Origin of the sequence: Alteromonas lipotrueiana, from assembly GCF_019249245.1 — a bacterium.
GTDB classification, from domain to species: Bacteria; Pseudomonadota; Gammaproteobacteria; order Enterobacterales; family Alteromonadaceae; genus Alteromonas; species Alteromonas lipotrueiana.
In genome coordinates this window covers 1-13,617 of record NZ_JAESDK010000008.1, presented here as the reverse complement: position 1 = coordinate 13,617, position 13,617 = coordinate 1, and the positions used below count along the sequence as shown (strand labels likewise).

General features: G+C 46.8%; 8 protein-coding genes. 4 read left to right on the top strand and 4 right to left on the bottom strand.

Going from position 1 to position 13,617, the window contains the following annotated elements; genetic code table 11:
* The first annotated feature begins 154 nt into the window (after window positions 1–154).
* The 3 genes from JK130_RS07070 to ilvA are packed head-to-tail and all read left to right on the top strand — an operon-like array spanning window position 155 to window position 4,491.
* Window positions 155–1,087 carry a branched-chain amino acid transaminase gene (locus JK130_RS07070; RefSeq protein ID WP_218353621.1) on the top strand — a complete coding sequence of 311 codons (933 nt, stop codon included), beginning with the start codon at window positions 155–157 and terminating at the stop codon, window positions 1,085–1,087.
* A gap of 21 nt (window positions 1,088–1,108) precedes the next feature.
* Entirely contained in the window at window positions 1,109–2,959 is a 1,851-nt protein-coding gene (ilvD, locus tag JK130_RS07065; RefSeq protein WP_218353620.1) for a dihydroxy-acid dehydratase, read from the top strand.
* Window positions 2,956–4,491 carry a threonine ammonia-lyase, biosynthetic gene (ilvA, locus tag JK130_RS07060; protein WP_218353619.1) on the top strand — a complete coding sequence of 512 codons (1,536 nt, stop codon included), beginning with the start codon at window positions 2,956–2,958 and terminating at the stop codon, window positions 4,489–4,491. Before ilvD ends, ilvA begins: the two co-directional genes overlap by 4 nt.
* A gap of 134 nt (window positions 4,492–4,625) precedes the next feature.
* Here ilvA and plsB read toward each other — a convergent pair whose 3' ends face one another.
* The 4 genes from plsB to JK130_RS07040 all read right to left on the bottom strand — a co-directional run bounded on the left by plsB (window position 4,626) and on the right by JK130_RS07040 (window position 10,270).
* Window positions 4,626–7,070 (bottom strand): glycerol-3-phosphate 1-O-acyltransferase PlsB, encoded by a 2,445-nt coding sequence (plsB, locus tag JK130_RS07055; RefSeq protein WP_218353618.1) that lies wholly within the window; start codon window positions 7,068–7,070, stop codon window positions 4,626–4,628.
* Between the two features lie 116 nt (window positions 7,071–7,186).
* Window positions 7,187–7,600: a DUF2177 family protein gene (locus tag JK130_RS07050; protein WP_246587721.1), complete on the bottom strand. Its 414-nt coding sequence runs from the start codon at window positions 7,598–7,600 to the stop codon at window positions 7,187–7,189.
* Window positions 7,601–7,697: 97 nt separating this feature from the next.
* Window positions 7,698–8,870, bottom strand: coding sequence for a GAF domain-containing sensor histidine kinase (locus JK130_RS07045; RefSeq protein WP_218353616.1), 1,173 nt, complete (start codon window positions 8,868–8,870; stop codon window positions 7,698–7,700).
* A gap of 227 nt (window positions 8,871–9,097) precedes the next feature.
* Entirely contained in the window at window positions 9,098–10,270 is a 1,173-nt protein-coding gene (locus tag JK130_RS07040) for a GAF domain-containing sensor histidine kinase (protein WP_218353615.1), read from the bottom strand.
* Between the two features lie 307 nt (window positions 10,271–10,577).
* On the opposite strand from JK130_RS07040, the gene JK130_RS07035 reads away from it, so the two are divergent.
* The gene (locus tag JK130_RS07035; RefSeq protein WP_218353614.1) at window positions 10,578–13,082 is read left to right on the top strand and encodes a UvrD-helicase domain-containing protein; all 2,505 of its coding nucleotides are present in this window, start codon (window positions 10,578–10,580) and stop codon (window positions 13,080–13,082) included.
* The last annotated feature ends 535 nt before the right edge of the window (window positions 13,083–13,617 follow it).

Below are 13,617 nucleotides of genomic sequence, written 5' to 3'. Positions count from 1 at the left end.
AATAAGCAATTGTAAAAATAGCTGTCCATCTGGCGAATTGTTTAATCATGCCGGTTGGGCGTTTTTACGACCTGCTGTATGATTTGCCTGATAACACATCTGCTGTCATCTGGCAGCACTATGGGCGTTATAGCCCGACTGATAAGGAACAAACATGGCAAAGCAACCTGCTGAATACATCTGGTTTAACGGTGAAATTAAACATTGGAAAGAGGCTACCGTGCATGTAATGACGCACGCTATCCACTACGGCTCTTCAGTTTTTGAAGGGGTACGTGCTTATAAAACACCTGACAAAGGCACCTGCGTTTTTCGCTTGCAAGAACACAATCGTCGCTTATTTGATTCAGCCAAAGTGTATCGAATGACTATTCCTTACACACTGGATGAAATAAACGAAGCAACCCTGGCGATTATTCGCAAAAACAACCTGCAAAGTGCCTATATTCGTCCCATCGCTTTTTACGGCGATATTGGCATGGGGCTACAGGTTCCGTTTGGTCAGGAAGCAGAAGTTACGATTGCCGCTTTTGAATGGGGTGCGTATCTGGGTGAAGACGCCATTAAAAATGGTGTCGATGCAGGCATCTCGTCATGGAACCGTCTGGCAGCCAACACGATGCCTACCGGTGCTAAGGCTGGTGGTAACTATCTGTCGTCACAATTAATTTCGATGGAAGCACGCCGCCACGGTTACGGTGAAGGTATTGCACTTGATGTCAACGGGTATATCAGTGAAGGCGCAGGCGAAAACATTTTTATTGTTCGCAATAACGTGGTTACAACCACACCAAAAACGGCAGCTATTTTACCAGGGATTACCCGTGACACCGTCATGACCTTGCTTAGAGATATGGGCTATGAAGTGCGCGAAGAAAACATTGCCCGCGAAGCCATGTATCTGGCGGATGAAGTCTTTATGTGCGGCACCGCTGCCGAGGTAACCCCGGTACGCAGTGTTGATGGCATTGCTGTTGGCAATGGTGGCCGTGGTCCCATTACCGAAAAAGTGCAAGATAAATTCTTCGGGTTGTTTAACGGCACCACCGAAGACAAATGGAACTGGTTGACCCCAGTCTACGACTAACTTAATAAACTGGAATGTATTATGCCCAAGTTACGATCAGCAACTACCACGCAAGGTAGAAATATGGCCGGAGCCCGTGCGTTATGGCGGGCCACCGGAATGAAAGACAACGACTTTGGCAAACCCATTATTGCGGTTGCCAATTCGTTTACGCAATTTGTGCCTGGGCATGTACATTTAAAAGATATGGGTCAGCTGGTGGCACGCAGTATTGAGCGAGCCGGTGGTGTGGCCAAAGAATTTAACACCATTGCGGTAGATGATGGTATTGCCATGGGCCACAGCGGCATGCTGTACAGTTTACCGTCGCGCGAGATTATCGCTGACTCGGTAGAGTATATGGCCAATGCCCATTGCGCCGATGCCTTAGTGTGCATTTCTAATTGCGACAAAATAACGCCGGGTATGCTTATGGCCGCTATGCGCCTGAATATCCCTGTCGTATTTGTTTCTGGCGGGCCCATGGAGGCAGGCAAAACCACGCTGTCTGACCAAATTATAAAATTAGATTTGGTGGATGCCATGGTGGCCGCGGCCGACGACAAGGTAAGTGACAAAGACACCGACGAAATCGAACGTTCGGCTTGTCCTACCTGTGGATCATGTTCGGGCATGTTTACCGCCAATTCAATGAATTGCCTGACCGAGGCTTTGGGCTTGTCCTTGCCCGGTAATGGCTCAATGCTGGCGACTCATGCCGATCGCGAAGCCTTGTTTATTCGTGCTGGCGAAGTTGCAGTGCAATTGTGTAAACGCTGGTATGGCGATGATGATCCCAGTGCATTGCCCCGTTCTATTGCGAATTTCAAAGCGTTTGAAAATGCCATGAGCCTGGATATTGCCATGGGCGGCTCTACCAATACTATTTTGCATCTGCTGGCCGCCGCCATAGAGGGCGAGGTACCATTTAGCATGGACGATATCGACCGGTTATCACGGCGGGTGCCCCATTTATGTAAAGTTGCGCCCGCCACCCCAAAATATCATATGGAAGATGTACACCGGGCCGGGGGGGTACTGGGTATTTTAAACGAGTTGAACAAAGCCGGTTTACTGCATGGCGAAGCTCATCACGTGTTGGGAGGCTCGTTAGGCGAGGTAATTGGTCAGTGGGATATTACCAATCCAGATAACACCCGTGCCGATGAATTTTACCGGGCCGGCCCGGCGGGCATTCGTACCACCAAAGCGTTTAGTCAAAGTTGCCGCTGGCCTGATGCCGATACCGACCGTGAGCATGGTTGTATTCGGGCGCTCGAACATGCGTTTAGCCTTGAAGGGGGGTTGGCGGTACTGTACGGCAATTTAGCGCCCGACGGATGCATTGTGAAAACCGCGGGGGTAGATGAGTCTATTCATACGTTTACCGGCCGTGCGCGTATTTTTGAGTCGCAAGACGAGGCAGTAGCGGCCATATTAGATGATCGTATCGAAGCTGGCGATGCATTGGTTATTCGGTATGAGGGGCCAAAAGGCGGGCCGGGTATGCAGGAAATGCTTTATCCTACCTCGTATCTGAAATCCAAAGGTTTAGGCAAAGCGTGCGCGCTTATTACCGATGGCCGGTTTTCTGGGGGAACCAGTGGCTTGTCTATAGGTCATTGCTCGCCAGAAGCGGCCAGCGGCGGAGGTATTGCGCTGGTGGAAGAAGGCGATACTATTAAAATAGATATCCCAAATCGCACCATTAATGTTGAACTAAGCGATGAGGAGTTTCAGCAGCGCCGCAGCAATATGCAAGCCAGTGCCCGGCCATGGAAGCCGGCTACGCGCCAGCGGCAGGTATCGCTTTCGCTTAAAAACTTTGCGTTGCTGGCCACCAGCGCCGACAAAGGAGCGGTACGAGACCGGGCCAAGCTGGAGGATGTATGAGCATCAGCGACCATGAGTACCTGAAGAAAATTTTATTGGCGCCCGTTTACGATGTCGCTGTCGCCAGCGACCTGGTGCTAATGTCGCGCTTATCTAATGAGCTGGGCAATGACATTTTTTTAAAGCGTGAAGATCAGCAACCCGTCAAATCGTTTAAATTGCGCGGTGCGTACAACCGGCTGTGTACGTTAAGCAGTGCCCAGCAACAGGCCGGCGTCATTGCTGCTTCGGCAGGTAATCATGCCCAGGGACTGGCTTATGGTGCGCATGTAAAAGGAATCAAAGCAACCATTGTCATGCCCGAAACCACCCCGGAAATAAAGGTTGAGGCAGTCCGCAGGTTTGGCGGGCAAAGCACAGATGTGGTGCTGTTTGGCACCAACTTTGATGAAGCCAGTAGCAAAGCCCAGGCACTGGCGCGCACTCACGGCTTTACGTTCATACCGCCGTTTGATGATGCCGATGTAATTGCGGGTCAGGGCACTGTAGCCAAAGAGTTACTAGAGCAAAACCCGAACCTGGATATTGTGTTTGTGGCTGTGGGTGGAGGGGGGCTGGCAGCCGGCATTTCGGTTTACCTAAAGCAACTGAAGCCATCGATAAAGATTGTGGCGGTAGAGTCTGAGGAGTCAGCCTGTTTTGCTGCGGCATTAGCAGCCGGTGAACCGGTGGCGCTGCCATCAGTGGGTATTTTTGCTGATGGTGTGGCAGTAAAAACAATGGGTAAAGAAACCTTTCAGCTGTGCCAGCGACTTGTGGATGAAACGATTACCGTAACCAATGATGAAATTTGCGGCGCTATCAAAGACATTTTTGATGACACCCGGGTGATTGCTGAGCCTGCAGGGGCGTTGTCGGTGGCGGCTATCCGAAAATACGCCAAGCAGCACCAGCTAAAAAACAAGCAGTTGGGGGGAATTTTGTGTGGCGCCAATATTAACTTCCATACGTTACGCTATGTGTCTGAACGGTGTGAGTTGGCCGAGCAGAAAGAAGCGGTATTTGCCGCAACCTTACCTGAGCGCCCGGGCGCCTTTAAACAGTTTTGCGAAGCCTTAGGTGGTAAAAATATCACCGAGTTTAACTATCGATTTGGAAACCGTACCGAAGCGCATGTTTTTGTAGGCGTAAAACTCAAAGGGGGTCAGCCTGAGTGCAGTCAGTTACAACAACATCTTACCAGCCAGGGGTTTGGCTGTTTTGACTTATCAAACAATGAACTGGCCAAGTTGCATGTCAGGCATATGGTCGGCGGGCGCTCGGCGCAGGTTAACAACGAAACCTTGTTTGCTTTCGAATTTCCAGAGTATCCGGGCGCATTGCTACGGTTTTTGAACACATTAGGTGAGCGCTGGAATATTACTTTGTTTCATTATCGTAACCATGGCGCGGCCAAGGGTTTGGTGTTGGCCGGGTTTGATATTCCGTTATCCGACAGAACGGTTTTTGATGAGCATCTGGCTGCGTTAGACTACACCTACGCGGATGTTACCAGCGATCCCGCCTATCAGTTTTTTCTGGCAGGAGAATAACCTTCAAAGTTTGGTGTTTTAAATATTGGGGTTTCAAATGATGCTGCGAACGCAGATAACCGGCTGGCGCATGCATGTTTACACCGCTGATGGGCAACAAGTTAAGTGCGCGCCCGCGGGCGCGCACTTAACTGTTAATGCAACTCTACGTTTTCTAAATGCTGCACAATTTCAGGCCACACCAGTGCGGTGATATCTTGTCGAAGTGCCGCGCTTTCTTCGCAGTATTTTAACGCCCCATCTGAGGTTGAATCTAACCAGTGGTTTTCGCGCAGCGCATTAATAAAGCTGGATAAAACATTCTTGTCATAAAATTCGGGCGAGCTCATACCATATAACGTAGACAAGCGCTCAGCTACCTTGCGGCTGGTACGTTCAAGTTCACCACGACTTATTTCCCGCTCTTTTTCAATAATAGTAAGCACCACAGCATAACGCTGAAATGTTTCCTGCATGCAACGACTTAATAGCCAGGCGCTATGGAAGGTTTTAGCATTTGCTTCAGGTGGTAACAAACACTCTGCTTCCTGTCGTACCAGACCTTGCTCGACCATTTGTGAAATAAGTCTGTCGGTGTAAGCCAAGGCTTCGTCCTGGGTCATATGAATGAACAGTTCGCGTTGTAGCAATGGATACAGTGCGGCCACCAGACGCAATATGTAGTCTCGCGGACACGACTTGTGCGCAAAAACAGCTGCCATGGCAATGCCTGGTAAAGCAAACAGATGTAGAATATTGTTACGATAATAGGTTAAAAAAACAGCGGCATCTTTTTGCGGCTGAATTAACTTTCCGTAACCGTCGTCGGTGACTGAAAAACGATTCAGGCTCAGTACATGTGACAGCATTTCTTCGGCCGAGTCGTCGGGTATGGTGGCATCATTTGAAAAGGGTACATTGCGCAGTAAGTTCAGAAAGTTTCCTAACGCATGAGTCAGCTCACTTTCACTCATGGTTTTGTTCTTCGCCGACAACAAACATAAAGCAGACAAAGCCATACCATTAATAGCCGCAGAACGGTTGATTCGAAGCATTACTTCATTCGCCAGGTCATTAACCATGGGCGTTAGCCAGGTAGGTTTTTTATCCGGATCTTTAGGCAGGGTTTCGCGCCAGTCAGGAATTTGTTTTTCAAGGTACTGGTTCAGATGGATAGGCGCACCAAAGTTCACATATCCGTAGCCATAGTTTTTAAGCTTTCGAATGGCAGAGAAAACCTGCCAGGTCGATTCTTTTTTCTTGGTGCTACCTTTTAGCTCGTTAAGGTAGCTTTTTACTTCCATAACGTTTTCGTAGCCAATATACACCGGCACAATGCTAACCGGGCGATGAACACCTTTAACCAACGCTTGCATGGTCATTGCCAGCATTCCGGTTTTAGGGGGAATCAAACGGCCGGTACGACTACGACCCCCTTCAGGATAATATTTTACCGAATAGCCCTTATTAAACAGTAGCTCTAAGTACTCGCGAAATACAGCGGTGTATACTTTATTGCCGGCAAAACTCCGGCGTATGAAAAAAGCGCCTCCACGACGAAATATTTTGCCTACCGGCCAGAAGTTCAAATTGATACCGGCTGCTATATGGGGTGTTACCAGCCCTTCGTGATAAATCACGTATGTCAGTAAAAGGTAATCCATATGACTACGATGGCAGGGAACATAGATAATTTCGTGCCCGTTTCGGGCCAGTTCACGAACCCGGTCGCTGTGGGCAACACCAATACCGTTATAAATTTTATTCCAGATACGGGTTAACAAACGATCGCCGAACCTTACCAGGCCTTCGCGATAATCGGCCGCTATTTCATTAATATAGTTTTGAGCATCCTGGCGTGCTTTTTCGGGCGTACTTTTTTTGCTTTTGCCTTGTTCATGAATGGCCCGCTTTACCCCAGCAGACCCGAGCACCGCGTTATACAGCGCTTCTCGCTCTAGTAACGTAGGGCCAGTCAAACTTTGACGCTTGCGCTGAAAATGCGTACGGGCGACCCTGACTAACTTATGAGCGATAGATTTATCGGAACCATGTTGCGTCGCCATCGCGTTAGATGACACGGCCTTGCTAAAGTTAACAAAGTTATCGCGCCCCAAAAACATAACAATAAAGAGTTTTCGCAGCCACGATGGCGCAGCGACATCAACAATCAGGTCACTGAGACCCGGAGTGCCTTTACCTGGCGCCCGCCCCCAGGAAATAAATACGGGCACAACCTGAACATCAAGAAGAGGATTTTCGCGGTGGGTGTGAAACAGGTCGGTAAAAACTTCTTCAATGTCGGTTTTGACCTCGCCACGGGTTATTACGCGTTGTGTTTTACGTAAAAACAGACAAGTTGGGTATTCATGCTGGCCAAGAGTTAAGAGGTCGGTAGGGTCGGGTAATCCCATTCGCCGGGTTACCATGCGCAGCGCTAACTGATCGGTCACAGAGTTACTGGGTAACAGGTAGATAATCGGGCGATTTTTGTCAATGCCCAGCTCAGATTCTACATTCAAAGGAATGGTATGCGGTTTGACTAACCATTTTACCGGATAATGAAATACGGACAACAGTGCTCGGCGCATCCACGACATGTAAAAAATCCTGTGTAATAAAATCCGGCGCAGTGTAACACAAGTCTTTCATAATGCTTAAAGTCAGGGTAAGACGTTGCGTACCGATAAAAGCAAATAAACTGAGGTCTTTACCTCTAATGTGCTGGCTGTTTGCGCTTTGCGCACCCGGCACCCACCGCGGCCAAAATGGATGTAGCGACGGCGCCCCACAGCCAGTCAATAAGACTCATGCTTAAGGGCCAGTCTGCAATAATAGAATAACCAGTGAGGTTGTAGGTGCCATAAGCGGTAGCACCTAAAACAAAACCATTTGTTGCTGCTGTGCTAACCGGACGGTACCAGACAGGTTTTACCGCTAAATGTACGACTGCAAGGCAATATAATAAGTAAAACGTTAACCAGGGCCAGGTAATAAAAGGGTCACGTAGCAGGTTACCAAACTCTTCAATATAAAGCGGTTTGGCAATAACACCCAGCCACAAGCCATCTAAAATGCCAAAAGCAATTAAGATGGCTAAATAGGTAAGACCAAAAGTTGATGTTTTCATTGTCATGCAGTTGGTAACGCTACAATGACGCATTTGGTTCAAAACTTACCCATATAAAGAGCACAACCGAAACTCAGCATTCAACCGGCTCAGCGCCTTATACATGTGCCGTTAAAGTAAACGTGGTTTTATGCTCATCGGATGCTACTGACAAGCTGCCCTGATGAGCAGTAGCAATTTGAGAGGCGATAAAAAGTCCCAGTCCCAGCCCTTTGTGGCTGCCTTTAGAGGCACTGCGCCAAAAGGGTTGAAATAACCGGGCCTGAACCTCTGGCGGAATCGGTTTACCACTATTAGCGATCCGAATAGTGAGTTCGTTATTGTGGGTGAATGCTTCAATATATACCGGTTTGGCGGAGTCGCCGTGCACTACTGCATTCACCAGCAGATTTGAGACTAACTGAGCTAAACGTCCGGCATCGCAATTTACCGGCCCCTTAATATCCATGGCAGAAACAAATTCGCGTTTTTTGTACTGAGACTCTAACTCAGAAACCGTATGTCCCAGTATTTCAGATAAGTTATTACATGGCTGCCTGGTAACCGGAATACCTTTACCCATTTTTCCATGGGTAAAGTCCATAACATTGTCTGCCAGCAAGGAGATGCGTTTAGCGCTCTTGTCCATACGCTTTAATACCGAAGCGGCGTCTTTTGCCAGCGGCATCAGCTTTAAAACATCGATCCCCATCATAATAGAGGACAGCGGTGTACGCAGGTCGTGGCCTAATACGGCAATGTATTGCTCACGTATTTGCGCAATTTGTTGTTCATCTTTTAATGCTTCGTTAGCCGCTTTCAGACTATCTTCGAATGAAATCTGCCGAGAAATAAGCTGCGCGAAAGATTCAAACATAGCTTCGATTCTATCGTTTTTTAATTTCAAAGGGAGCGGATCAAATCCACAAAGGGTACCGAAAAAGTTACCTTCGGTATCATACAATGGCCATGAAAAATAACTTTCGAAGCCAAACATTTTTGGGGCGGGATGATCATGGTAGATGGCGTCGTGTTTAACATGTTCGATGATGATGGGTTCGTTTGAAGACTCTACTTCATAACAGATTGTTTTTTTAGCATCGACTTGTTCGCCAGGTAAGAGGTTGATGTAGCAATCATCTATTAATGTACAAATAGTCCAGCTGTCTGGTGTAATTCGAGCAATGCCTACAAACCGAAACCCTGTTGTATTAGCAATGATATTTAAAATAGCGGGCACAGCTTCAATAGCTTGTACAGCATTTACATCCTGCTTAATCGAAGCGCTCATAGATTACCTTACAGCCTTTTATAAGGCCCCTGCCAAATGGCTACACTATCAGAAAATCCTACGGAATGTCTTTGCTGCTCATCTCATACAGAGGTAGATGGCGCGCAAAACCCTATATACTGATTTGCGTTTATAAGAGGTTGTATTTGCAAAAAACCTTTACCCTAAAATCACAAAGCCAATCAGGGGGGTAAGTGTAGGGGAAGTTAAAAGGCAATTCGCAAGAGTTACAACCTAACGGTTAATGTAAACGTAGTTTTGTGCTCATCTGATGCTACAGACAAGCTGCCCTGATGAGCAGTAGCAATTTGAGAGGCGATAAAAAGTCCCAGTCCCAGCCCTTTGTGGCTGCCTTTAGAGGCGTTGCGCCAAAAGGGTTGAAACAGGCGGGCCTGAACCTCTGGCGGGATAGGTTTTCCGCTATTAGCGACCCGAATAATGAGTTCGCCATTGTGGGTAAATGCTTCAAAATACACCGGTTTAGCGGGATCGCCGTGCACTACTGCATTAACCAGCAGGTTTGAGGCTAACTGAGCTAAACGTCCGGAATCGCAGTCTACCGATCGATTAATATCTATGGCTGAAACAAACTCGCGCTTTTTGTACTGAGACTCTAACTCAGAAACTGTATGCCCCAGTATTTCTGACAAGTTATTACATGACTGTTTGGTAACCGGAATGCCTTTGCCCATTTTTCCGTGGGTAAAGTCCATAACATTGTCTGCCAGTAAAGAGATGCGTTTGGCACTGTTGTCCATACGCTTTAATACCGAAGCCGCATCTTTTGCCAGCGGCATCAGCTTTAAAACATCGAGTCCCATCATAATAGAAGACAGCGGTGTACGCAGGTCGTGGCCTAATACGGCAATGTATTGCTCACGTATTTGCGCAATTTGCTGTTCATCTTTTAATGCTTCGCTGGCAATTTTTAACCGATACTCAGCGGTAAGCTGACGAGAAATAAGCTGTGCGAAAGACTCAATCATACTTTTGGTCTTATCGGTTTTCAGCTTTACCGGTGAAGTGTCTAAACCACAAAGGGTGCCGAAAAAATTACCCTGTGCATCATAAATTGGCCATGAAAAATAACTTTCAAAACCAAAAAGCTTTGGGACAGGATGATCATGATAGACTTTATCCTGCTTAACGTGGTCGATAATAATAGGCTGATTAGAAACCCGGACTTCTTCACAAAAAGTATTACAAATATCCAGATTATCGCCGGGCAGCAAATTGAAATTGATGGTGTCTAATACTGCGCAGGCCGTCCAGCTTTCGGGAGTGACCCGAGAGATACAGACAAACCGTAAGCCAGTAGAATCAGCAATCATGTTTAAAATTGTTGGTACTGATTCAAGTGCTTGTATTGCTTTAATATCTTGTTCAATAGAAGCGTTCATGACGAAAGCTCACCTGCCAGGAAAAATGAATAATTAGGATAACAAAATGACATCGATCATTACGCTTTATTTGTGTTGAAACTATGCATATCATATGCGCTTAAAAATCTCAACACGCGGCGGTTAAGAGCCATTTATTATATTATTTTAAGGCCGCGTAAATCTACTAAAAAAGCGATTTATGACTGTTTCCCACGTTACACTGCATCCAAATAGCAGTAAAATTTGTTTACGGTGTTGTTCGTAATTTTTCAAAAAAAGCGGTGTTCTTTGGCCGGTATTGTTTGTAACTGACAGGAATGCTTCAATGGATTTTCAACAAGTTTTCTGCCAACCTATTTTTCTTGCCCGATGGTTGGGGGCAAAAACTGTGCGTCTTGAACAAGACCACCTTGTGATAGGAAATAACGAAGCTGCCCAACACATCAAATTATCGAGTCTGAACGCCTATCCACATTATCAAAAAGGCGTATTTGGCGCTCGGTGGCAACTTGACTATGCCGATACGTCTATAACACTACGATGGTTGTCTAAAAGTCAGCTTGTAAAGTTACATCAACACGTTGAGCAAACCCTGACACAACAGGCCGTCCAGCGCGTAAAGCACGTGCATCGGCTGTTTGTAGATTTAGCCGGGCAGGCGTACTTACGAGACAGCCAGTGCGATAAATTAGCGCGTTACATTGCTAAGGTAATAGCCCTTTACCGACATTCTCTTCCTGTAAATCAAACCCTAACCTCCACCACCCATCGCACCCTGAATAAATTGCAACAGGTACATCCTTTGTCTGATTATGTTCAAACATTGAGGCAGCGTTTTGAACTGCGTCAAAAGCAACATTTTGAAGACTTTTTTGCGCTCGCTGAACAGCACCCGCTCACCGAAGACCAGCAAGATGCGGTGGTAAGGAACAATGATAGAAATTTAGTATTAGCGGCTGCCGGAACGGGCAAAACGTCAGTCATGGTGGCAAAAGCGCTGTACTTAATTCAAAGCCAGCAAGCCAAAGCCAGCGAAATACTTATTTTGGCCTATAACAGTGCAGCGGCAAAAGAGCTGCAAGCACGTTTAGCGTTAAGGGCGGCGAGTGTATTTTTGGAAGAACAAGACAAGCCCACCGTGATGACCTTTCATGCGTTAGGCCGACACATTTTAAAGCGTGATAAACATACTCTGACGTTATCGGCATTATCGCAGGACAACTATGCCTTACAAGACTGGGCAAGGCGTTATATAAAACAACAATTTGAGCAAAATGACTGTTTAATAACTGAAACCATACCATGGTTGTATCCCCCCACGCAGGCGACAACGGTAATTGCCACTGAACAGCATTCAGTAAAAGAGGGTGGCACCGACTATCTGACGCTAAACGGGGAAAAAACAAAAAGCTATCCACATTGGTTAATAGCCAACTGGCTGTATGTTCATGGTATCGATTATCGATACCGTCCACACTACAGCCTATCTCAGCCAGAAAATACCACGGCCCGGGATTACAGGCCGACATTTTTATTAACTGATCAAAATACCTACCTGGTTTACAGCGCTGCTAATGAGCCTGGTCCCGATATATCAACGCAACGACAAATTCATCGGGAAAATAGGACGACGTTGTTGGAGGTAAACCATCAGCAGTGGCAGGACAATACACTGGTTTATCATTTGGCCAAACAAGTAGGCCCCACAGCAGATATGACTCCCTTGTATTCGGGCGCGGCTGTTTTTTCAAAATTTGATGAGCTTGGTGTAGTACAGCAAGCTGTACGCTGGCTGACTCAGGTTCTGGGTATATTGCGTACTCAGCAACTTAAAAGCCATACACTTGAAAAGCGTTTAATGAAAAGTGGTATCAGCAATGCTACGTTTTGGGCCGACGCCTTACACAAACTGGATTCAGCTTATCAACATGAGCTCAGTAAAACGGATAGCATTGATTTTGACGATATGATTTCTCAGGCCTGCACAACAATTGCTCAAAAGCGCTGGCAACCCGTTTATAAGCATATATTGGTGGATGAGTTTCAGGACATTTCGGCCTTGCGTATGCAGCTGCTTCAGCAACTTATTGAGTATGGACCAAGCCCTACGTTAACGGCAGTGGGCGATGACTGGCAATCAATCTATCGATTCTCCGGAGGATTATTAACATTAACGACCCGGTTTGAAGCCTATTTAGGCAGTCATAGCCTGACACTGTTGCAAAAAACATTTCGCTACAACAGCAGTATCGCCCACACTGCCGGTACGTTTGTTATGCAAAACCCCGAGCAATACAAAAAGAATGTAGTTAGTGCTATTGAAAGCCAGGACCCCCAGGTTTTTTTACTCGATGACCAGATTTATGGTCAGCAAGATGCCGCGCAGCGGGTTAAACAAATTGTGATAGCGATACGCAGACAAAACCCCCAGGCAACCATTGCAATAATGGCGCGCTATCAGTTTTGGCTGACTCAGGCGAAAGAAGCACTGCAACCGCTACAGCCTGAAAATTTGCATTACTGGACATTTCATTCTGCCAAAGGGCTAGAAGCCGATCATTGTATTTTGCTGGGCTTTGACAGCAGTAAGTTTGGCTTTCCGGGCGAAAATAAAAATGATGCGCTTACTGAAGCCCTGCTACCCACTATTGACCTCTATCCCCACAGCGAAGAACGGCGTTTATGTTATGTGGCGCTCACGCGGGCAAGGCAAAGTTGCTATATTATCGCTGATCCGCGAGCGCCCTCTGTGTTCGTTGACGAGCTAAGACAACCGGCCTATAGAGTTAAAACCCTTAGCGAACGTTTTGATGATATCAGTGTGAGTTAGGATTAAGTGCGTTCAGGTGTCTTTTTACTGCATAGGCTTTGGACACCCACACATTACCCTCACACTTTGCAATCCTAAGGGTAAAAAACGGGTCACAGTTTTGTCGATAAACCGTATTTTAGCTGTACTTAAGCAGTCAGTACGGCAGGCTTTTTAGCACCATATGAATTGAGAATGCGAGTTGGACACCCACCCTTACAAAAGAGCTTATGGACACCCACTATTTGCATGTTGGGCCCCATACTTCGCTATCGGGCCCAACATAGTTTTGAATTTGGCTTGTGCATAGGCTTTGGACACCCACACATTACCCTCACACTTTGCAATCCTAAGGGTTAAAAAACGGGTCACAGTTTTGTCGATAAACCGTATTTTAGCTGTACTTAAGCAGTCGGCACGGCAGGCTTTTTAGTACCATATGAGTTGAGAATGCGAGTTGGACACCCACACTTTGTTCATGGACACCCACCCTTACAAAAGAGCTTATGGACACCCACTATTTGCATGTTGGGCCCCATACTTCGCTATCGGGCCC